The organism is Thalassotalea ponticola (assembly GCF_041379045.1).
Taxonomy (GTDB): domain Bacteria; phylum Pseudomonadota; class Gammaproteobacteria; order Enterobacterales; family Alteromonadaceae; genus Thalassotalea_A; species Thalassotalea_A ponticola.
Genome location: NZ_CP166871.1, coordinates 1143634 through 1165817, shown reverse-complemented (window position 1 = coordinate 1165817; position 22184 = coordinate 1143634). Strand labels below are relative to the sequence as shown.

At 41.8% G+C, this 22184-nt stretch carries 20 protein-coding genes, 1 other RNA gene and 1 pseudogene; 10 read left to right on the top strand and 12 right to left on the bottom strand.

The genetic code is table 11. From position 1 onward, the window contains the following. The first annotated feature begins 200 nt into the window (after positions 1-200). The 6 genes from tkt to ACAY30_RS05020 all read left to right on the top strand — a co-directional run bounded on the left by tkt (position 201) and on the right by ACAY30_RS05020 (position 7861). Complete coding sequence (gene tkt / locus ACAY30_RS05045; protein ID WP_290250530.1) at positions 201-2192, top strand: transketolase; 1992 nt, start codon at positions 201-203, stop codon at positions 2190-2192. 45 nt (positions 2193-2237) lie between these two features. Beyond that, the gene (epd, locus tag ACAY30_RS05040; RefSeq protein WP_290250531.1) at positions 2238-3251 is read left to right on the top strand and encodes an erythrose-4-phosphate dehydrogenase; all 1014 of its coding nucleotides are present in this window, start codon (positions 2238-2240) and stop codon (positions 3249-3251) included. 33 nt (positions 3252-3284) lie between these two features. After that, positions 3285-4466 (top strand): phosphoglycerate kinase, encoded by a 1182-nt coding sequence (locus tag ACAY30_RS05035; RefSeq protein WP_290250532.1) that lies wholly within the window; start codon positions 3285-3287, stop codon positions 4464-4466. Positions 4467-4621: 155 nt separating this feature from the next. Then, positions 4622-5686, top strand: a complete 1065-nt coding sequence (fba, locus tag ACAY30_RS05030; RefSeq protein ID WP_290250533.1) for a class II fructose-bisphosphate aldolase — start codon at positions 4622-4624, stop codon at positions 5684-5686. A 221-nt stretch (positions 5687-5907) separates the two neighbouring features. Continuing rightward, a complete protein-coding gene (locus ACAY30_RS05025) occupies positions 5908-6804 on the top strand; it encodes a YdiY family protein (protein WP_290250534.1) in 897 nt (298 codons plus the stop codon). 118 nt (positions 6805-6922) lie between these two features. Then, entirely contained in the window at positions 6923-7861 is a 939-nt protein-coding gene (locus ACAY30_RS05020; protein WP_290250535.1) for a LysR family transcriptional regulator, read from the top strand. A 256-nt stretch (positions 7862-8117) separates the two neighbouring features. Here the strand turns inward: ACAY30_RS05020 and ACAY30_RS05015 are convergent, their stop codons facing one another. Together ACAY30_RS05015 and ACAY30_RS05010 are read right to left on the bottom strand one after the other, a co-directional pair. Next, positions 8118-8825, bottom strand: a complete 708-nt coding sequence (locus tag ACAY30_RS05015) for a PEP-CTERM sorting domain-containing protein (protein WP_290250536.1) — start codon at positions 8823-8825, stop codon at positions 8118-8120. A gap of 966 nt (positions 8826-9791) precedes the next feature. Next, a complete protein-coding gene (locus ACAY30_RS05010) occupies positions 9792-10508 on the bottom strand; it encodes a PEP-CTERM sorting domain-containing protein (protein ID WP_290250537.1) in 717 nt (238 codons plus the stop codon). Between the two features lie 651 nt (positions 10509-11159). Between ACAY30_RS05010 and ACAY30_RS05005 the strand changes: the two genes are divergently transcribed. Beyond that, on the top strand, positions 11160-11618 hold the full coding sequence (locus tag ACAY30_RS05005; RefSeq protein WP_290250538.1) for a hypothetical protein: 459 nt from the start codon (positions 11160-11162) through the stop codon (positions 11616-11618). 8 nt (positions 11619-11626) lie between these two features. Here the strand turns inward: ACAY30_RS05005 and ACAY30_RS05000 are convergent, their stop codons facing one another. Both ACAY30_RS05000 and ACAY30_RS04995 read right to left on the bottom strand, forming a co-directional pair. Beyond that, positions 11627-11980: an RnfH family protein gene (locus ACAY30_RS05000; protein ID WP_290250539.1), complete on the bottom strand. Its 354-nt coding sequence runs from the start codon at positions 11978-11980 to the stop codon at positions 11627-11629. Positions 11981-11985: 5 nt separating this feature from the next. Beyond that, complete coding sequence (locus tag ACAY30_RS04995) at positions 11986-12411, bottom strand: type II toxin-antitoxin system RatA family toxin (RefSeq protein ID WP_290250540.1); 426 nt, start codon at positions 12409-12411, stop codon at positions 11986-11988. Between the two features lie 123 nt (positions 12412-12534). Between ACAY30_RS04995 and smpB the strand changes: the two genes are divergently transcribed. Beyond that, positions 12535-13017 (top strand): SsrA-binding protein SmpB, encoded by a 483-nt coding sequence (gene smpB / locus ACAY30_RS04990; protein ID WP_290250541.1) that lies wholly within the window; start codon positions 12535-12537, stop codon positions 13015-13017. Positions 13018-13089: 72 nt separating this feature from the next. Here smpB and ACAY30_RS04985 read toward each other — a convergent pair whose 3' ends face one another. Then, positions 13090-13554 carry a hotdog fold domain-containing protein gene (locus ACAY30_RS04985; protein WP_290250542.1) on the bottom strand — a complete coding sequence of 155 codons (465 nt, stop codon included), beginning with the start codon at positions 13552-13554 and terminating at the stop codon, positions 13090-13092. A gap of 412 nt (positions 13555-13966) precedes the next feature. Then, entirely contained in the window at positions 13967-14533 is a 567-nt protein-coding gene (locus ACAY30_RS04980) for a DVUA0089 family protein (protein WP_290250543.1), read from the bottom strand. Positions 14534-14966: 433 nt separating this feature from the next. Between ACAY30_RS04980 and ssrA the strand changes: the two genes are divergently transcribed. After that, positions 14967-15317: a transfer-messenger RNA gene (ssrA, locus tag ACAY30_RS04975) on the top strand. Between the two features lie 541 nt (positions 15318-15858). Here ssrA and ACAY30_RS04970 read toward each other — a convergent pair. The 4 genes and pseudogenes from ACAY30_RS04970 to ACAY30_RS04955 all read right to left on the bottom strand — a co-directional run. After that, positions 15859-16815 (bottom strand): annotated as a pseudogene (locus ACAY30_RS04970) (recombinase family protein); the annotation flags it as partial. Positions 16816-16835: 20 nt separating this feature from the next. Then, positions 16836-17330 carry a hypothetical protein gene (locus ACAY30_RS04965; protein WP_290250544.1) on the bottom strand — a complete coding sequence of 165 codons (495 nt, stop codon included), beginning with the start codon at positions 17328-17330 and terminating at the stop codon, positions 16836-16838. After that, the gene (locus ACAY30_RS04960) at positions 17320-17475 is read right to left on the bottom strand and encodes a hypothetical protein (protein ID WP_290250545.1); all 156 of its coding nucleotides are present in this window, start codon (positions 17473-17475) and stop codon (positions 17320-17322) included. Before ACAY30_RS04960 ends, ACAY30_RS04965 begins: the two co-directional genes overlap by 11 nt. Positions 17476-17573: 98 nt before the next feature. Continuing rightward, on the bottom strand, positions 17574-18362 hold the full coding sequence (locus ACAY30_RS04955) for a hypothetical protein (protein ID WP_290250546.1): 789 nt from the start codon (positions 18360-18362) through the stop codon (positions 17574-17576). A 184-nt stretch (positions 18363-18546) separates the two neighbouring features. Between ACAY30_RS04955 and ACAY30_RS04950 the strand changes: the two genes are divergently transcribed. Further along, a protein-coding gene (locus tag ACAY30_RS04950) for an IS3 family transposase (protein ID WP_290250547.1) occupies positions 18547-19648 on the top strand; the annotation gives its coding sequence in 2 pieces (ribosomal slippage) (positions 18547-18803 and positions 18802-19648; 1104 coding nt in all). Between the two features lie 25 nt (positions 19649-19673). On the opposite strand, the gene ACAY30_RS04945 is transcribed toward ACAY30_RS04950, so the two are convergent. Together ACAY30_RS04945 and ACAY30_RS04940 are read right to left on the bottom strand one after the other, a co-directional pair. Next, a complete protein-coding gene (locus tag ACAY30_RS04945; RefSeq protein ID WP_290250548.1) occupies positions 19674-20366 on the bottom strand; it encodes a hypothetical protein in 693 nt (230 codons plus the stop codon). A 173-nt stretch (positions 20367-20539) separates the two neighbouring features. Continuing rightward, positions 20540-21367 carry a hypothetical protein gene (locus ACAY30_RS04940; RefSeq protein ID WP_290250549.1) on the bottom strand — a complete coding sequence of 276 codons (828 nt, stop codon included), beginning with the start codon at positions 21365-21367 and terminating at the stop codon, positions 20540-20542. Between the last annotated feature and the right edge of the window lie 817 nt (positions 21368-22184).

The following is a 22184-nucleotide window of genomic DNA, read 5'->3' as shown; positions in this document are numbered from 1 at the left end:
CTTGATTTTTGGTGACTAAACAATTGAAAACCTGAGCTTAGTTGACGTTTCATCTTCCCATGCTTATATAAATGAGTCGTTGTAATTGTTGGGGTAAACAAAAACAATTTACAAAATCCACTGATTTATCATTGATCCTACCCGCTGAGTAAGCGAAAATGTGCGCTTTAAAAATAACAATGATTTCAGTGGAGCCAAACATGCCGACTCGTCAGCAACAAGCAAACGCCATTCGCGCACTCAGTATGGATGCAGTGCAAAAAGCCAAGTCAGGACACCCAGGCGCGCCAATGGGTATGGCCGATATTGCCCAAGTGTTATGGTGTGACCATTTAAAGCACAACCCTAGCAACCCACAATGGGCCAACCGCGACCGCTTCGTATTATCGAATGGTCACGGCTCTATGCTTATATACTCGTTGCTGCACTTAACTGGCTACGACGTCAGTATCGATGATTTAAAAAACTTTCGTCAGCTTCACTCAAAAACGCCTGGTCATCCAGAGTACGGTTATACAGATGGTGTTGAAACGACTACCGGACCACTTGGTCAAGGGATTGCTAATGCGGTTGGCTTTGCCATCGCTGAAAAGACCTTAGCAGCTCAATTTAACCGCGAACAGTTTGATATTGTTGACCATTACACTTGGGTGTTTATGGGTGACGGTTGCTTAATGGAAGGTATTTCACACGAAGCGTGTTCGCTTGCTGGTACGTTGGGATTAGGCAAACTTATCGCATTTTGGGACGACAATGGCATTTCCATCGACGGTCATGTTGAAGGTTGGTTTTCTGATGATACACCGGCGCGCTTTGAAGCCTATGGCTGGCACGTAGTACGTGACGTTGATGGTCACAACCCTGAACAAATTGAAGCCGCTATCAACGAAGCAAAAGCTCAGACCTCAAAACCAACTCTGATTTGCACCAAAACAGTTATCGGTTATGGCTCACCGAACAAGAGTGGTAGTCACGACTGTCACGGAGCACCGTTAGGCGATGATGAAATTAGCGCCGCGCGTCAATTTTTAAACTGGCCGCATGCCCCATTTGACATCCCTGAAGATATCCGTCAAAGCTGGAATGCAAACGAACAAGGCAAACAACAGGAATCACAGTGGCTCGCCCTATTCAATGAATACGCACAGCAGCACCCCGAATTGGCAAAAGAGTTTGAACGCCGCAACAATGGTAAACTGCCCGAAAACTGGCAACAGCATACTCAGCAATACATTGAACAGCTGCAAGCGAATCCAGAAAACATTGCCACGCGCAAGGCGAGTCAAAACTGTTTAGAAGCATACGGCCCTATCTTGCCAGAATTTTTGGGTGGCTCTGCTGACTTAGCCGGCTCAAATTTAACCTTGTGGTCAGGTGCCAAAGGCATTAGCGCTGATGACGCATCAGGTAACTACTTGTATTACGGTGTGCGCGAGTTTGGCATGTCGGCAATTATGAACGGTATTGCCCTACACGGTGGGTTTGTACCTTATGGCGCAACCTTCCTGATGTTTATGGAATATGCTCGCAATGCGGTGCGCATGGCAGCGCTAATGAAACAACGCAATATTTTTGTCTATACCCATGATTCTATCGGTTTGGGTGAAGACGGACCTACACATCAGCCTGTCGAACAACTGGCATCATTGCGCGCGACACCAAATCTGTATAACTGGCGTCCGTGTGATGCAGTAGAATCTGCCGTTGCTTGGAAAATGGCCATTGAGCGCACTGAAGGGCCGACAACACTTACCTTTACCCGCCAGGGATTAGCCCAGCAGCCTCGCGACGCTCAGCAGTTGCGTAATATCGCACGCGGCGGATACATATTAAAAGACTGTGAACAGCACCCAGATATCATTTTCATCGCCACCGGTTCGGAAGTTGAATTGGCTATGGCGGCGGCAGAGCAACTCAGCGACAAAAACGTGCGCGTTATTTCTATGCCATGTACTGATGCGTTTGATGCTCAAAGCGAAGAATACCGCAACAGTGTATTGCCAAAAGACGTGACCGCTCGAGTCGCCATCGAAGCGGGCATCGCTGATTTTTGGTATAAATATGTAGGCCTCGAAGGGCGCGTTATTGGCATGACCACCTTTGGTGAGTCAGCACCAGCTGACCAACTGTTTAAACTGTTCGGCTTTACCGTTGAAAATGCGGTAAAAGTGGCTCGTGAATTACTCGATTAATAGACTAACTAACACTGGCCGAGCCAACACTCGGCCTGAAACTAAATGACCATAAATATTGCTATTAATGGCTTTGGCCGCATCGGTCGAAGTATCTTGCGCTCTCTCTACGAAACCGGTCGAACCGACCAATTTCGGGTGGTCGCGATTAATGAACTGGCAAAGCCTGAAGGCATCGCGCATCTGCTCAAGTACGATACCAATCACGGCCGTTTCGCTTTTGACGTGCGCTATCGCGACCAAAAACTATCGGTTGCCGGTGATGACATTGCCTTGCTTCACCAATCAGACATCACTAAATTGCCTTGGCAACAATACGACGTCGATATTGTCTTAGAGTGCACCGGCGTATTTAAAGACAGGGCGAGCGCACAGGCCCATATTGACTGCGGTGCTAAAAAAGTACTGTTCTCTCATCCTGCGCAAAATGATGTTGATAAGACCATTATTTACGGTATCAATCACCAGCTGTTAACGGCATTGGATAACATTGTTTCTAACGGCTCGTGTACAACAAATTGTATTGTGCCGGTAATTCAGGTTCTCGACCAAGCTTTTGGTGTTGAAAGCGGTACCATTACCACCATACACTCGTCGATGCACGATCAACAGGTCATTGATGCATACCACGATGATTTGCGTCTATCGCGTGCAGCAAGCCAGTCCATTATTCCTGTAGACACTAAGTTAGCTGCCGGGATCGAGCGCATTTTACCAAAATTATCAGGTCGCTTTGAGGCAATTGCCGTACGAGTACCTACAATTAATGTTACAGCCATGGATTTGAGCGTTACCTTAAACACCGATGTCAACATTGATACGGTAAATCAAGCAATTATCGACGCTCTCGACGGGCCATTACAAGGCATTTTAGGGTTCACTACAGAGCCGTTGGTGTCGAGTGATTTTAACCACGACCCTCATTCATCGATTGTTGATGGCAACTCAACTCGAGTCAGTCACAAACGCTTGGTTAAGCTGTTGGTGTGGTGTGACAATGAGTGGGGGTTTGCAAATCGCATGTTAGATACCGCCCTTAGCATGCAACAAGCTAGATAACACGAAATATTATCAAAAATACGGAGTCGAACCATGTCAGTAATTAAAATGACTGATTTAGATTTAACTGGCAAGCGCGTTCTTATTCGCGAAGATCTGAATGTGCCTGTTAACAATGGCATCATCACCTCAGACGCTCGCCTTAGAGCCGCCATACCCACCATTCAACACGCATTATCACAAAATGCGAAAGTGATGGTTATGTCACACTTAGGTCGTCCTGTGGAAGGTGAGTACAACGAGGAGTTTTCACTGCAAGTGGTAGCTGATTACCTAAGTAACGCATTAAACATACCTGTGCGTCTTGAGAAAGACTATTTAAATGGTGTTGATGTCAAAGACGGTGAGCTTGTTGTTTTTGAAAATGTGCGCTTTAACGTCGGTGAGAAGAAAAACGATGATCAGCTAGCAAAGCAACTTGCCTCGTTGTGTGATGTTTATGTCATGGATGCGTTTGGCACGGCTCATCGCGCTCAAGCAAGCACCCACGGCGTTGGTCAATTCGCCCCCATCGCCTGTGCGGGCCCGTTACTCGCTGGTGAGCTCGATGCCTTAGGCAAGGCGTTAGACAATCCTAAACGCCCATTGGTAGCTATCGTTGGTGGCTCTAAGGTATCGACCAAATTAACTGTACTAGAGTCACTGGCAAAAGTGGTTGATCAACTCGTTGTTGGCGGTGGTATCGCTAACACCTTCATCGCCGCACAAGGCCACAATGTTGGTAAGTCTCTGTATGAAGCTGACTTAATCGATGAGGCAATTCGCCTAACCCAAGATGCGCAAGCCAACAACGGTGATATTCCTGTACCTAGTGATGTAGTCGTTGGCAAAGAGTTTTCCGCCGACGCAACGGCTACGTTAAAGAGCGTCAATGACGTCGCTGATGATGAAATGATTTTCGATATTGGTCCACAGTCGGCACAAGCACTAGCAAACATTTTAGCAAACGCGGGAACCATCGTTTGGAATGGTCCTGTTGGCGTATTTGAATTTGATCAATTTGGTTCCGGTACAGAAGCGATTGCCAAAGCAATTGCCAACTCTGATGCATTTTCGATAGCCGGTGGTGGTGACACCTTAGCCGCGGTCGACAAATACAACATCGCCGATAAAATCTCGTATATTTCCACCGGTGGTGGCGCGTTTTTAGAGTTTTTAGAGGGCAAAAAATTACCCGCTGTAGCGATGCTTGAAGCGCGCGCAGCAAACGCTTAACCAACTGCGTTGGTTAAGCAAAAGCGCTAGGGCTGTAAAGCTCTAGCGATACATAAATATAACAACAATAAAAAACACAATATAACTATTACAACTTGAATGATGCATGCCTAAACCATAGGTTATGCTGCTATTGCACTTAAGGAGTGTTACAAATGGCTTTAATTTCGATGCGCCAAATGCTTGATCATGCCGCAGAGCATGACTACGGTATTCCCGCTTTTAACGTTAATAACCTAGAGCAAGTCCGCGCCATTATGCAGGCCGCCGACGAAACAGATAGTCCGGTGATATTGCAAGCATCGGCGGGTGCTCGCAAATACGCTGGCGCACCATTTTTGCGTCACCTGATCTTAGCCGCAGTTGAAGAATTTCCGCATATCCCTGTTGCCATGCACCAAGATCACGGCACCTCTCCAGCGGTATGCCAACGTTCAATTCAATTGGGCTTTTCATCAGTTATGATGGATGGCTCTCTGATGGAAGACGGCAAAACCCCATCGAGCTATGAGTACAACCTAGAGGTTACCAAACAAGCTGTTGCTATGGCACACGCGTGTGGTGTATCGGTAGAAGGTGAACTCGGCTGTTTGGGCTCGCTTGAAACGGGTATGGCGGGTGAGGAAGACGGCGTTGGCGCAGAAGGCGTATTGAGCCGCGAACAACTGCTAACCGACCCCGAAGAAGCGGCAGACTTTGTTAAACAAACCAACGTTGACGCGTTGGCAATTGCCTGTGGTACTTCACACGGTGCATACAAATTCACTCGTCCACCAACAGGTGATATTTTGGCTATCGACCGGATCAAAGCGATCCACGAGCGCATTCCCAATACCCACTTGGTTATGCACGGTTCATCATCGGTGCCACAAGAGTGGTTAGCAATTATTAATGAATATGGCGGCGAAATACCAGAAACTTATGGCGTGCCGGTAGAGCAAATCATCGAAGGTATTAAAAACGGCGTTCGCAAGGTAAATATTGATACTGATTTACGTTTAGCATCGACAGGCGCTATTCGTCGTTTTATGGCGCAAAACCCAAGCGAATTCGACCCGCGTAAGTACCTAGCTACGAGTACCCAAGCAATGTACGAAATTTGTAAAGCGCGTTACGAAGCATTCAATACCGCAGGTAATGCAAGCAAGATCAAACCGATTTCGCTTGAATCTATGTTTGCTCGTTACGCCAACGGTGAATTAAACGCGGTGATAAAATAGCACATCGCGCAAATTTCCAAATCATTAATGTAAAACAAAAAAACAGGGCTCGGTTAAGCCCTGTTTTTTATCTCGGCTATTCAATAAGGTTTAATTAGCCAGATTCGGTTCTATTCACCCGCTAATTTATATATAATCCCTGCGCGTATACGCAGTCTGTGTATACCCACAGTGCTCCCGCTCTGTGTAGCTAATAACGATAATAAAAATGTAAGCGTTAGATGATGAAAAGAATTAGTTTCGTATTACTTTGCTTTTATTCCACTGCTATTTTTGCCAATCAATCACACTCTGCGACTAATCCTGTCGGAGACATTGTTGACGCACTAACGCCAGTAGATACCCCTGATTGCTATCACTTTACCGATGAAATTCCACCAGAAGAATTCATAGGTCTTCCCGAATGCGATCTTACGCCCCCCACCCTGACCGGCTCGGTCGAAGTGGGCACATTTTTTAACACCAGTGACAATGATTACTTCATCACGAAAGCTCGTTCGGATTTTAGTCACGAAATTGGCAAGTTACGCACCAACTGGATTTTCGATATTTTTGGGCGAAAATCGGAAGTAACCGATGCCACGTCCGGTGAGAAACGCTTTGAAACAACCGACCAAAAATGGCTGACCTCATTGCAAAGTAACTACACCTTAGAAGAAGGCGGGCAAAATTATCTATTTGGCTTCGGCTCATACGAAGCCGATAGATTTAACGGTTTTGACTTTCAAGCTTCGGTTGCAGCCGGTTGGGGTCGCCGCTGGTACGAAACCAAAGACGCGTACTTCGATGCCGAGATTGGTCCGGGTTTTAAAATAGATGAAATCGCCCAGTCAGAGCAGCACAACAATCGCACCGAGAGTGCATTTATTGTTCGTACCGCGGCAACGTATGAGCGACAACTGTACAAGAAGGTCAGTTACAAACAAACGCTAAGTGCCGAACTCGCCGCCGAATCAGGGCAAAATAGTAAGTTTAAATCGGTGAGTTCGATAAGTACCAAGCTTATTGAATCGCTAGCATTAAAATTCGCCTTTACCATTGATCACAATACCAATGTTGATGGCGATATAGAAAAAACTCGCACCGAAACCTCGCTGACCTTAGTCTATAGTATTTAAGATCACACAAACGCATCGTGACTCGGCCTGTTGATATTGGCAGGCCGTTGCCGATAAATTGAAACAAATCAATTGCCCCCTCTTTTATATTCATAAAAACTATAGTTAAATAAATGCTATGAATATATACAATATTGACCTTAATTTACTGGTTGCTTTTGATGTTTTGCTAAGAGAGAAAAACGTCACCAAAGCGGCTGGTCACCTCGGTATCACCCAACCGGCAATGAGCAATAGCTTAAAGCGTTTGCGCACCTTGCTCAACGATCCCGTATTGGTTCGTACATCTGATGGCATGGTTCCCACCGAACGCGCATTAATTCTCGCCCCGAAAATACGACAAATTTTATTATCCACCAAAGATGCCCTGCAACAGGTTGACGCCGATTTTATTCCAGAGCAGTCAAAACGCGTCTATCGCATCATGGCAAGCGACTATGCTGCTTCAACCCTACTGCCCAAATTACTGGAACAACTTAGCACCATCGCCAGTCAAACGACAATTGATATCATGACCCCAAGTGACGTCACCTTTCGAGATGTCGAGGATGGCAAGATAGATATGGCCATTAACTTGTTTAATGAACTACCGCAATCGTTTCATCAAAAAGTGTTGTGGCGAGATAGCTTTAGTTGTTTAACGCGTGTAGACAATCCCGTACTCAACGATTTTAATTTGGCTAGTTATTTGGCCAGTAAACACGTGTGGGTATCAAAAACGGGATTTGGTGTTGGCTTGGGTATGAACCCTAAAGATGTGCAAAAGTTAGGTTGGGTAGATGAAGCATTAGCGCGTATCGGAAAACACAGAGACATAAAAGTGTTTACTCGTAATTACCACGTTGCTATGCAGCTTGCCCATGATGCTCAATTAATTGCAACCTTGCCCAGTAAAGCGGCGGAGGTGCATAAAGCCGATCCGGCGTATGCGGTATTAGCGCCGCCGTTTGATATTCCCGATATCGAACTAAAAATGATTTGGTCTCCGTTGTTACACCATGAGCCCAGCCACATTTGGTTTCGCCAACAAGTGGTAAGCGCTGCGCAGCTCTGTTAAACCAGCTTCAACCGGCGAAAAAGCGCGCCTTTCTCGCCGCTAGCTAACGATACGCAAACAGGCTGGATAACAGCCTAAAAAATACTGTCTCACTGCAAAGACCGTTTTATGCGATTAAAATACGACTTACTTGTGTACCATTAACACAGTTTAAAGCAACAATCATCAAAAGCAGCAAACACAAAACGCAACAAGCATAAAAAAGCGCCGTTTAACGACGCTTTTCAATCAACCTATTTATTCGGTAGGTGTGGTATTAGCGACGTCTGCGACGACTTACCGCTAAACCAGCTAGGCCCAATGCCAATAATGCAATGTTGTGAGGCTCTGGAACCACTCTCGCCTCTAACGCTGCAACATAAAACTCTTGATTAAGATATGACACGGTGAATGACTGACCTTCTGTAAACGTAACTTCTCCGCCATCACTTATCCACGCGTAGTTACCAAAAGCACCACCTGAACCACTGCGTGTGCGTGTAGGTTCATCAACCAGAACACCATCCCCTAACACGTCAAAGGCAAATTTACTGCGAGTAGTAGAAAAACTAACCTCAATTGCGTCACCGTCAAAAAAGCCCTCGTCGTGGTTATTGTTAAACCACAATTGCTCAAGGCTTACATAGGCACCGTTTGCGATGTCGGTGAAGGTAAAGGTCAGTGACTCTCCTACCGTGATGTTATCGTCATTGCCTGGTACACATTGCATGTTAGCATTCACGTTTGAACAGACACCTAAACCACCTTCGAGACCGGCCGAATTGGCATCATCTAAATAAGCGTAGGCAGGGGTTCCGTCGTTTGCCGTGATGGTCAACGTTGCACCACCAATATCAAAAACCCACTCTAACTGACCTTGCTCGTTATCTTTAGCAAGCTCCATAAAGTTAATGACAGTGGCCGATGCTGACGAGGCCATTATCAGCCCTGCCGCACCAATTAATGAACAAAGTAATTTTTTCATAAGTTTCCTCGTTTTAATTAACAAATTGTTGTTTTTACCAAGCGAAACCATGCAAATAATCAGCCACAATAAAAAAAATACATATAAACAGAAGCTTAGCGACATGAATTTGGTTAAGTTAAACGGCGATTACCTTATTGTAAAAAATACCGACATCCAATATGGAACTGTTAACCGTTGAAATACAGAGTGTTTTTAGACTGAGAGCCCGATAGAAAAAGGCGTCTGCTCACTTTGGCTTATACCCTTAATGGTTAAATTTGTGTAAATTTATACAACAAAATGAAAATTTCCAGTCATTACGTCATTCGTTCCCATGACCACACAAACTAATTGCAACTGTTTATTGTCGCTGCGTGTTATAGATTCGTGTTGTAGACGACAGTATAGTCAATGTAGACGTTGCCTAAATTGCCTTTGTTTTTAGGCGTATTTATTACAAACTGGTATGTGACGAATAACAGCGTCGTTGAACGTACTTGTACAAACTTAAATACGAAAAGTAGATAAAACAGCGAGGTTAATCGGGGACAACTCTGCATTACCTGCCCCCTAGATTCAGCGTCATAGACGATAACGCAAAGGATGCGTCGCACCACTTCTATAAATTACCTCTATACATTCGCTTATGCATCACCGTTAGTTTAATACAGGTTTTACTGCGAATGAATCGGTAAGAATATTGGGATTGCCATAGAACAGTGGTAAACACTGGTTGGCCAATCCACCTACCGTTAAAGCGGCCCTACATGACATCTATTACGACGCTGTTAGTGGGTGACTTGTCATCGCGAGATGACAAATCACCTTGATAAGTAAGGTGTAAACAGAACAATAAATTTGGCATCACATAATAACAGACAAAAACAAACCCAGATAACTATCTAGGCTTGTTCGAGTTGCTCACGTGTTTTGTGAGTTAACCAATGCGTTTTCGACCGCATCGTATCATAGAGTGAAGATATCCTATAGCGTGCGCTTGCGGCGACTTACAACGATGCCCATTAACCCAAGAGCTAATAGCATAATGTTGGTTGGCTCTGGAACCAAAATGCCGATGCGTGGATCAGGTCCTTGAAAGGTAGCCATCGCAGCCATATAGAAATCGCTATTACCGTTAATATGTGACACGGTAAACGAATCGCCATTCACTAATGCAATACCTTGAAAACTAACCGCAAATGTATCACCGTATGCTTCTGGAATACCTTCTTGATCACCTGAGTTCATGTCGACAATAAGCGTCTCGTAATCAGCAACAACTGAATCAAAAGAAATTTCAACATTATTGTTGCCTTCACCGAAACCACCATCGTGGTTGTTGTTAAACCAAAGTTGAGCAAGTATGGCTGCTGAGCGATCTGCAATACCACTAAAGGTAAATGTTAACGACTCACCAAGCGTGACGTTATCATCACTGCGCGGATCACATTGATCGTTAGCATCGAGGTTTTGACAAGCGCCAAGACCACCAACTTCCCCTCCTGAAGGACCGTCTAAATAGGCAAAACCGCCACTGGCTGTTATCGTTACCGTCCATTCTGATGTAGTTACGACTAATACATCTGTGCCACCTTCACCTTCGGTTTCTTCTAACGCGACAAAGTCCACAGCTTCTGAATATGCCGACGCTGACATCATTAAACCAATACTGGCTAAAATTGCTGTTAAATATTTTTTCATGTTCACCTCACAAGATTTATTGTATTGACGTTGCCTAGAAAGATGATGCATATTTCAAGCCTTTTCGAAAAAGGTGCAGTTATACAATTAGTTAAAAGTTTGCAAAGAAAATGCGGTATACAGGCGAACAAACTTTGTAAAGAAAACTGACGCTCAATAGTGGGTACACACACAAGCTAACGAAGATTAATAATGCGATTTTTCAACTAATTACACAGGGCAAAAAAGAAACCGGTTACATTTAAAAAATCAAAATCGCCGGCGCTATGAGTTAACAATATAACCGGCTTAGATCAGGTATCGATTGGTTCGTTTGCAGGTGTAACTGGTTGGGTTTATTTGTTGCTCCTAATCACGTATTGATATCGAAGGCGAGCTTTTACATATAAAAAAGACTGGTTTAGCACCACTTATCCCGAAAACAAGGCGATTTGTCGATAACAACTCGCTCTTAACAAAGAGTTAACGTAATATTTACGGTGTTAAAAATCTTACCGAATTATTTGCCGAGCTATAGAGTAAGACGTGAGTATGAGTGACCGTTGCTATAAAGATATGAACGGGAACGAAAAATGCGACACAAACTCAGAACCACTTAACAGCGTGCGTTTTTCGCACCGTCAACGATCCAACTTTATTAAGGAGCTTGTTATGGACACAGACTTATTGACCGCGTTGTTATCAAATTTCAAACTGCGTATCGCGTTTGTTTGTTCTGTGTTGATGTGTGCACTTGTTTTAAGCGTTTCGCATCAAGCCAAGGCCGACGTAGCTGAAGAAGCTTGGGATGGAACAACAAAAGTTCAAATTCAAAAGCTCGAAATGTACACCTCCTCAGAATATCCGGCGATAGAGGCGTCAGTATCGTTAGTTGTAAGTAATCCAGATCACGTTGGCGTAACGCAATCAACGGTTATCGACCCGCAAGGTATCAACCGAACAGGTAAATCAACGTTGAGTTTGTTTTCATTAGCAATGCAGATTCAAGATAGCCTACAATTTTACTTAACCAAGCTAGAACAGTTATTTGAACCCAATAACCAAGGTTATCAAAGCGACTTTAGCGAACAAGGCTGTGCAACGTCACAATTAAGTCGCTTTATTTTTTAACGAGATGACTATTCGCCGGAATCATTGCTACCTCGCAATGGATTTACACGGCCACCAGTGACCTTATCGGCGCGACCTTCAAGCTTAGCCTTTTCAGCTCGACGTTTGCGAACTTCTTTTGGATCGGCAATCAGAGGACGATATATTTCAATTCGATCGCCGTCTTGCACTACTTGCTGTAGTTTTACCGCTTTATTCCATATGCCAACTTTATTTACTTGCAAGTCTATTTCAGGGTATTGATGGCAAATTCCCGACTCAGCAATTGCCTGTTCAACGGTAGCGCCTTCATCGACTAGCAACGACATTAAAGTTTGTTCATTCGGCAATGCGTAGACGACTTCTATTGATACTTGTTGCATAACATTTACACCTGTTTTGCTCGTTGGGTGAACGCACTAACCATCGAGTTTGCCACGCTATCAAACACTCTTCCAAATGCTAGCTCTATAATTTTACTGGAAAACTCATAGTCTAAGGTTAATTCAATTTTACATGCATCACTGCTTAATGGCGTTAGCTGCCAGTAACCTTGCAACTTTTTAAACGGCCCATCGTGTAATTGCATAATCACTTTTTGTCCATCGACAAGCGTATTTTTAGTGGTAAACCACTTTTGCACACCGCCTTTGGCTATCTTCAATGAGGCAACCATAGAGTCGCTGTTATGACTGATAATTTTAGCATCACTGCAACCGGGTAAAAATTCAGGGTATTTAACGACATCGTTAATTAATTGATACATATCAGCAGCACTTCGCATGACCAGTGCACTACGGTTAATCGCTGGCATTTGCCCTCCTGTTTTCGCCGCCACATCATATCAAAGGAAATCTAAAATCACATCTGTAAAATTTACTAAAATTTATTTTAATCAGTACCATTGTTTGTGGTTATACGTATAATAGGCGCTGTTATGGCTAAGAAAAAATCAAATAAACAATCAAGTAATACCATCGCTTTAAACAAAAAGGCGAGGCACGAATACACCTTATCCGATAAATTTGAAGCGGGTATGGAGTTACAGGGCTGGGAAATCAAAGCAATCCGCCAAGGTAAAGTAAACATTTCCGACTGCTATGTGTTTATCAAAGACCGTCAAGCCTATTTACTCGGTGCTGAAATACAGCCGTTAATTAGTGCGTCAAGTCATGTGGTTTGTGATCCTAGACGAGATAGAAAACTCCTACTCAACCGCCGAGAAATCGACCGCTTGATAGGCGCAGTTGATCGCCAGGGTTACTCGCTTATTGCCACCGCTATGTATTGGAAACGCAATTGGGTAAAACTTGAGTTTTGCTTAGGTAAAGGTAAAAAATCTCATGATAAGCGCGCCGATATCAAAGACCGCGAATGGAAGGTCGACCAAGGTCGAATCATGAAACACAAAACGCGCTAATCGCATTAACAATAAAAAGCCTGCAATCGCAGGCTTTTTATCTTTAACGACAAAGTGACTACTTGCTAGCCACTATTTTTTCTTGTTACTTACCCACACAGTGATCACCCCTTTAGCCACCGTCACGCCATTTTCGTCGAAGGCTTCAACGGGCACACCAAAATCACCCGGTTGCCACTCTTTGCCAGCCAAGTCTGCAATACAAGTGACATCACTGCCGGCTTTTGCCGTGTAATCAACGGTCATAGACTTAGGTATCCAGCGCAGATGTGACGGAATACTGGCTTCACAAACCGCCCCCATGGCCAACTCCATACCATTACATACAGCAATCGCGTGTACGGTGCCGATGTGGTTCTCAACGCTTTTTCGCTTAGGAATAACGACTTTACAATAGCCGTTTCGCAACTCTTTGACCTGTGGATTTATGGTTTTAAAATACGGAGCCCAGCGAGCAAAAAACCAGGAAAAAAGTCGATTTCCAAAGGGAAACTTGCTCCACTTTTCATAGACTTCCAATAATTTATTTTGAGCCATCATTACCTCGTTGTTATTCTTTGTTGTAATCTCAAAGACCGCCAGTATACCTTATTAACAAAAACTTTACAGAATAAACATGGGAGCAAGTGATTGGAAAATCGCAAGGTTTGTACGCATTCAGCGCATCGATATCAGGATAGTTTTCTAAAAAATTAATTTTGATAAACTTCAGAACCAATTGGCGCAATGTGATCGTTGGCGCGTGAGGTTTTGCTACGTATTGTACCTGTTTAACCTTCACCTAGAGTTAGAATCGGCTGGTTAGGGGTTTCCGCTTTTTGTCAACGTAATGAAGACAACAATGTGAAAAATCGATTTGCCCCTTATGTAACAAGCAAGAAGCTCTGGCAAGAGCAGGCAGAGCTTTTCGGAGTTTTACGAGTTGTTGATTAATCGATAGATAGAATGTCTATCGACGCTTAAATCGACGCAGTACTAATCCAGTCAGGCCGAGTAATACCATCATCATGGTACTTGGCTCTGAAACCACTCGGGCTGAGTCAACTCCATCTAGCCAAACACTATAATATCCAGTTCCTCTCGTCCAGTGTTGCTCAATAGGAACAGGATCTAAGCTATCATATCTAAATCCTTCACTTAAATGAGAGCCTGAAGCAAAGTTTGAATATGACGCTATCGTCAAGATATAGTCACCCGCTGCCAAAAAGCTAAGACTGAATCCTGAATCATAGACTGTTTGCGTCTCGGGATTAACAAATGGATTATCATCACTCTGGCCTATATACACTCCAGAAGAATCCCAAAGAGCGGCAATAGGGTCGAAGTTCAGCCCATTCATAAAGCTGTCAGTCCAGAATCTAAGATCGCTGGTATCTTGAGCAATAGAAAAACTAATGTGAACGACGTCAGTTTGATATTCAATCTCACCTTCAAGATGTATCAAGTTAGCCGATGACTTAGCCGTCATTGACAAACTTAAAATAGCAATAAATATAATAAGTAGTTTCTGTTTCATGTTATTTTTTGTCTCCTGTAAAAACTCGCAGCATGCCTAGCAAAAAAAGTGCCAAACCACGGAGGGTGCAATTAGAATGGGTCGGTAAAACAAAAACATTTTCGGTTGTACAAATAGTGTAAAAACTTGCTCCATCATGTAGTAATTCAGATCGCGGTTAACGTCAGACCTAAGAATCCCCAAAAAACGGTAAAAAAAATTAAATAACTATTGATAATAATCAGATACTGATTCAAACAATTTTGAAGGAGTTTTAACCTACAAATGAATTTAGTGGATTAACATTTGTCCAAATAAACGTGGTACACAAAATGAAACACAATGAGCTTGAATTTAACTCTTGCTCATCATACTCAGACGGGCTAGAATGCTCGATATCAGTCACTTAGCGTTAAATCGTGTAAGTGTTTACACCAACGGTAAAATGATACTCGGGGCGGATTCAGGATTCGACGGGATTCACGAAACCCAAGGTGCATGCCCAGGGGCGGTTGGCCTGGTAAAAAGCCGCAAAACTATAGTTGCAAACGACGAAACGTTCGCACTAGCAGCTTAATGCTAGCCATCCTCTCAAAGTCTCACCTATTGGCTTGAGAAGCGATGGTCACACTAAATGGGTTAGCGAGGGAACTGTGTCTGACGGTGAACCGCGAAACAGTATCAGACTCACCAGAAAGAACCCTGTCGTTCGGGGTCTGACTGGTTAAACAAAAGAACGACTAAGCATGTAGTACCGAGGATGTAGGTTTTTCGGACGGGGGTTCAAATCCCCCCCGCTCCACCACTTCACATTTTTTTCCGTTCTCAAGCTGTAACAGCTTGAATGGCAAAGAATAATTGGCGGTTCCAAATTTAGTTATTTTTGAGTACTCAACTCTATCTGTAAATACTAAGTTTTGAACCAGCCTCTTTTGTTTTAAGTTACCTTCTTGCCAATAACTGGCTGGCGACATTAAAAAATCACTAACTTTAGAGAGTAAATCAGATAAATTTACATTATCTTTTGCACTGTCATTTATAGATTGTTCCACAATTATTTTTTCTTGCTCTAACTTATCAACTTCGTTTTCTAGCGCTTGAATAACAATACCATTTGTGGATTTGATAATTTTGTCGATGACTAAAGACTTCCGATCCTCAATATCTGACAGCGACTTTCGCAATAACTTGGTTTGTTTACCTCTATCTTCGGAGCGATTTTTAAAAACTTTTTCACTAATCACCTGAGCTAGTTTTAATACTTCAGATTTCACATGGATGTCTTGTAATACCTCAACAAAATCATTTTCCACTTGATCTCTACTAATACTTTTAGATTTAACACTACAACCATGTGTATTTTTGCAACGGTAATAAGCATATTTCTTATTTCGGCCTTTGCTCCAAGATGCAGTTAAAGGCTCACCGCAGCCAGAGCACAATAAAAGGCCTCGCAAAGCAAAGTCTTCCTCATTACAGCTTTTATAAGCTTTTTTCTTACCGTTGATCTTTTCCTGAACTCTTTTAAAGACACTAAAAGGTACAATTGGCTTATGATGCCCTTGCCTTAACTTTACTTGCCACTTCGGGTATTCAATATATCCTGTATATATTTGACGAGTTAAAATACGTTTAACCTCTTCAAATCGAATTTCATATTTATTGCCCCTAGAGTTTTTAAGCCCACTCGTTTCAAAGAATGCTTTAACATCAGCTTGAGTTTCCAATTCACCTGATGCAAAATTTTCATATGCTTGCCTTATAATGGTTGCCGCAGGCTCATATGGTACGAGCAATTTACCGTGAACAGGATCTTTTTCATACCGGTAACCTAATGGTGGGTAGAATGTCCAATACCCTGCTTCTAAACGCGCCTTTTGTCTGCTTAGTACCCTACGCTTATTTTGTTCTCTTTCAAGCTCACCTGTTGCTGCAACGATAGTCTCAACGAATTGCCCTTCGGGTGAGTTATCTAAATGCAAATTTACACTGCGTAATTCACCTCCAGCTTTTTCAATTAAAGCTTTTAAGCCTCTATGAAGAACTACATCTCTAGCTAAGCGATTTATGTCATCAACGATAACGAATACTTTTTCATCGTGCTGCTCTACTAATTCAATAAGTTCATATAACGAAGGCCTTACATCGTCACCACCAGAAATTGCTTCATCCTTAAAAACTGATATAACGTCCATTTTATTATTCTCGGCATAAGCAAAACATCGAGATTCTTGCCCATCTAAACCGTGACCTTGGTCAACCTGTTTGCGCGAAGATACGCGACAATAAATGACTGCTTTCATATTTCCAAACGAATCCATTTTTAATTTGATAACTGTTTATATTCTTTAATCGCTCGGTATAAGCGATTCTCTGTTGCCGTTTCATATCGGCTATAAATTTGCAGGAGCTTCTCCATATCTGCAGGTAAGACTTGGGGCTGATAACCTTCATTGACTACCGTTTCATCGAATATAGGAACATCCAAATAAGACTCTACGACTCTAGGGTCTTCAACGGCTTGCAAGAATTCATTCACTGCGAAAGAGATCCTTCTAAGCTGAATCGTATGCAAGGCTATTCGTTCGATACACAAATATTGAAGTAGACACCTAGGTTCCATTTCTTTTTCTAGTTGTGCTTTTACTTCATCGAATACAGGCGACTCATACGGCAATATATGGCAAGACAAACAACCATGCTTTATAGCATTTAATTTTGTGATATTTTTTCCAGCTTTAGATTTTACGCCGGCCAGTTTTGAATTTTTTTGATTCGCGACTAACTGCTTTTGCGAAATAGATTTTCTACTTTTCATTTGGCTTGACCTCTTCAAGAAGGCAATTAAATGAAATATTTACCATTTCTTCTAAACTAAATACCAATTTTTCAATTTCAGAGTCCGAAAATTCACTACCTAAATCGCCCAGTATCTTACGGGCAGCCTCAACACTCAGTATCATAGACCAATCCTAAATGGACTAGAGCTGAGGCTTTCAGTAACTAGTTATTTTTAAATTTCAAGTAAACTCAAGCTGAGGATTTCAGTAGTAAAGTGTACTTATATATTTTCTTTATCTATTACTTCATAGAAGCAAAACTTCCCATGTCGTTTCTTTATCTTTATTTCACCAAACCTAACTTTTGACAAAAATTTATTGGCATCTTCAAAGTTATTAAATTCAAAATATTTATCTAAACTAACTAATTGCCCACCTTTCAGACTTATGGAAAGCTGAGTTAAGTTTTGAGCTTTTAAAATCGCTAATACCTCTTCTTCTTCCTTGGATATATCCATAGGAAGTTTGACTTCTTCTTTATCAACGTTTGGGAACACTTCACGCATTAAACTGTTAAGGTTTATTTGTATATAGCTGCCATGTAAGTTAAGAATTTTATTTATAGAAGTTTCATCTTCGAGCATAGGCTCTAGCCAACCATCCTCAAAAATGCACAGAGTGATAGATTTTTTTTGAAGTACCAAACAAACAGCAACTTCAAATAGAGAGGCACTTTCAGGTTTTGTGAAATAATTAAAAGCTGTTCTATACGATTCTCTTAGCTGTTTTTTTGATAAACCATATTTGCGTAGCTCATTAAGAACTCGAATCCAAATGACTTCAATAAAATTCAGGCGCCGCCAAGACACTGAACCTTCGGGGCGATTATCACTTAGTAACCCATCTTTAGTCCAAGTGTGTATAACTCTATATGTGATATTAGAATCTTTTACATTGAACTTAGGCTTTCTAAGAAACTCTCTGATATTAGAATTTTTAGGGTTATTCAGACTATTTAACCCAATTTGCCACGTTGCGCCTCTTAACAGTCGACTCTGCTTCCCATCCATTGCCTACTCTTTTTACCTTTAATCAAAATTAAACACCACAGTTCACTTTTAAAAATTATACATAAAGGTTCACTTTGTCAAGGCACCGCATTTTATTGTCGTAAACCATTTGTAACCCTCCCTTAAAATCAGAATCGCTTTTATAGAGTTTTCCGTTTACTGTTAACCTAACGGAGACAACAATATGAAAAAACAACGATTCACGGAAACGCAAATCTTCGCCATTTTGAAAGAAGGTGAAACGGGTGCATTAACCGTCCCCGACTTATGTCGCAAGCACGGTGTCGGACAAAGCACCTACTACCAGTGGAAATCAAAGTACGGTGGCATGAAGCAATCTGAATTGGCGCGCCTTCGAGAGCTTGAAGACGAAAATAGAAAGCTCAAAAAGATGTTTGCCGATGTCAGCTTACAAAACATGGCGCTCAAAGACGTTATTGAAAAAAGCTATAAAGCCATCAGAGCGAAAGCGGTTAGCTCAATATGCACATGTGCAACTTGGGTTAGGTGTTGTGTTGGCGTGTCAGGCATTTAAGATCAGTCGTTGCACGTATTATTATCAACCTAAGTCGGCTGATGACAGGGCGATTATTGATGTACTTGCGGAGCTCGCTCAGAAGCATCCGCGATACGGCTTTAGAAAGATGTTTAAGCGCTTGAGGTTACTTGGGCATCATTGGAATCATAAGCGCGTTTATCGCGTCTATTGCGGTTTGAAACTAAACCTTCGACGCAAACATAAACAACGATTGCCGACTCGTGATCCGGAGCCTCTTTCTGTACCGACGAGCGCTAATGATTGCTGGTCAATGGATTTTATGCACGACAGCTTAAGCTGCGGCCGTTCGTTTCGAACGTTCAACGTCATTGATGATTATAATCGAGAGCTGTTAGCTATCGAAATTGATACTGGCATGCCCGCCACTCGTGTGATCCGTGTTCTGGATCGTATAGCTGAATATCGAGGCTATCCCAAACGTTTAAGGCAAGATAACGGTCCCGAATTTATTTCTCATGCCCTTGAATTATGGGCTGAGCAGCACGGTGTTAAACTGGACTTCATAAAGCCTGGTAAGCCTACTCAAAATGCGTTTATCGAGCGATTTAATCGAACTTACCGAAATGAAATTTTAGATTGTTATTTGTTTAAGTCGTTGACGGAAGTAAGAGAAATAACCGATAGTTGGATAGAAGAATATAATTATGAGCGACCACATGAATCGCTCAATGATCTACCACCCAAGATTTACGAGCAACGATTAAAGGAAAACTCTATCGGGATCTGATCTAAAAATGGGGTGGTTACAAAAACTATTTGCAAAAGCTTTCCTGGTCCCCCAAAGGCTCTTCACAAAAATTTCGAAACTCTGATTCTGATGGCTTAAACCAACCTCTTTCCCATAAATAATTAATGACATCACCATTTTCACATTGCGCCCAACGTAAAAACCTTGAATACCCACCTATCATTGTATCGGAGGTAGCAAAATTTTGCTTTGTATCGAATGTACAGGGTACATCCGCATATAAAACAGGCTTCTGGTCATGCTCTATTAAAAACTTTTGACGCACCGGAAGGTTTAAATCAACAGATTTCCCCTCTCCTAAATACCAAGTCAAGGTTAAGAGTAGTCGTGTCTGCTCCATTGCCCCCCAAAAACCCATTTTATTTAGCTCGCTTACTAAGCTTCCTTCATTACTTCCTAAATTCCAATATTTCTCTAATTGAATATTAATTCGATTAACTACAAGGTTTGGAGGACAACTTCTAAAACTTCCTTCATTTTCTAGAAAATCAGCTTTAGCTGCCTTTGGTATCGAATTAAGCAACACATAAGTCGCTTTTTCAATATTTTGAGGAGGCTGAACATTGTCAGCGATATTGAATTGAAAACTTTCACAGTAACCTTTTGCCTCATTAATTTTTTCAGGTTCTGTGGCCAAAACGTTAAATGCAAAAATTATATGCAATATTATAATTACTTTTCTTAATTTCATTTCCATTTATCTAACCTAAATCTAAAATTATCTCTATATACAGTCTTCGCAAACCTGCTTACCTTTCATTGTAGTGGTACAACAAATTTGGCCACCTAATTAGAGGTGTAACACAACTATTTGACAACTAACCAATAATAAGATTTTCTTAACTGCAGGCTTGCATTTTAGCTTGCTTGTTAATAGTTGAGTATGTAGGTATTTGTATTTAAACAAATGTTTTTTGACTTTGCATAAGAAGCACGAGAGCCGATTAGTGAAAATTGATAACTTGGCTTGTCTTTAATAAAATCTTCAACTCGAAAAACGAAGTTGGTACTCGCTAATAGTTCATCTTTTAAGGGAGTTAAGTCTATATACAGCCAATTTTTACCTTTGCTCGCTATATAATCTACGTCAATTGCTTTTACTTCTTGGTTATCAAACCTTAACGTTAGTTTTCCTTTCTCATTCAATGCGGTTTCATAATTGCTTGACATTTGAATACTAAAATAAAGCATTTCACGGCACTGCTTGTTAGGTTCAAAGAAAAAGTTAATTGAACCAACTTGATTCGCACTGTTTGTTCTAGCGACCACATATTCATTGTTAGTATTTGGATAGTATTTAAAGATGGACCAATTTGTATGTCCTTCAACAGAAAACGACTGGTACCTAATTTCTGGGGTGTCTTTTTCTTTTTGATTTTGAAAACTGTTGGCTTTATATCTGCCGTACAGACTGTTTGTAGCTTCATCGTACAGACTGTTTGTAGCTTCATCGTACAGACTGTTTGTAGCTTCATCGTACAGACTGTTTGTAGCTCCATAAAGAGAGGAGGCGCACTCCTTAGAGCGACTACCTAAATCACACCTAAGTCGGTTACCAACCATTTCAGACTGTGCCCTATGACAATGATAGGGCTTACTCCCCCCGTGACAACCGCTTGAATCCAATCCTCCTGAATGACCATATACATTTCCGATAGAAAACAAAAGAAGTATTATCAATATTAACTTTTTAGACATTTCTTATATCACATCCTGTGTTGGGCTATTTTTGTCATAAATAGGAGGCAATTCCTGAATCGAAAGTTTTCTTCGTTTCGATAGAAGGTAGTATACCAAGTATATGATTGTAAATAATATATTTAGACTTAACAACCGAAGGAGCATCACTAGTAAGTCTAGAAAAAGGAATTAATTTAATAATGTTCGTTTAAAACGAAAGGTCAAAAAGCTATCTAAGTCGACTTTATTCAAAAGTAGGCTCGCTACTTCCAATTTAAATTCTTGCGAAAAAGTACGACGTTTTCTTGTCATTTAACATTTCTAATTTAGTGGTAATAATAACACCTAAAATGGTGTCCGGGATCATTGAATTACAACAGTGTTCAATCACACAGAGGTGCTAGTAAACCTGATACTGTATCCAATGAAAGTAGGTTTTTCTGCTTGTTACAGAGCATTCGGACGGCGATTCAACTCCCTAAGCGGGCGCTGAACCGATTGCCGTCAAAGTTTTTCACTCAGATTCAAGCAGCAATACTAGATAGGGCTACATCCCAATCGCTTAACTCTGAAGATAATTGGTTCCAATTCTTTGACAAGATGTCCACCAAATCCATAATGAAAGACGCTCAAGGGCGTCTTTTTTATTTGTCTAGGGGACACACTTCAGTGGGACGATATGCTGGCGACATGGCACTTATAACGCCGACATCAACCATCAGCCAAGAGCAATAACCACTTGCTTTTCCAGTTAAAATTTGTCATCTTAGGGCAGATAAACTGTCTGTAGAACAGTGATAATAAACTGTTAAAAAATGGACTCCTCAGCAACAGT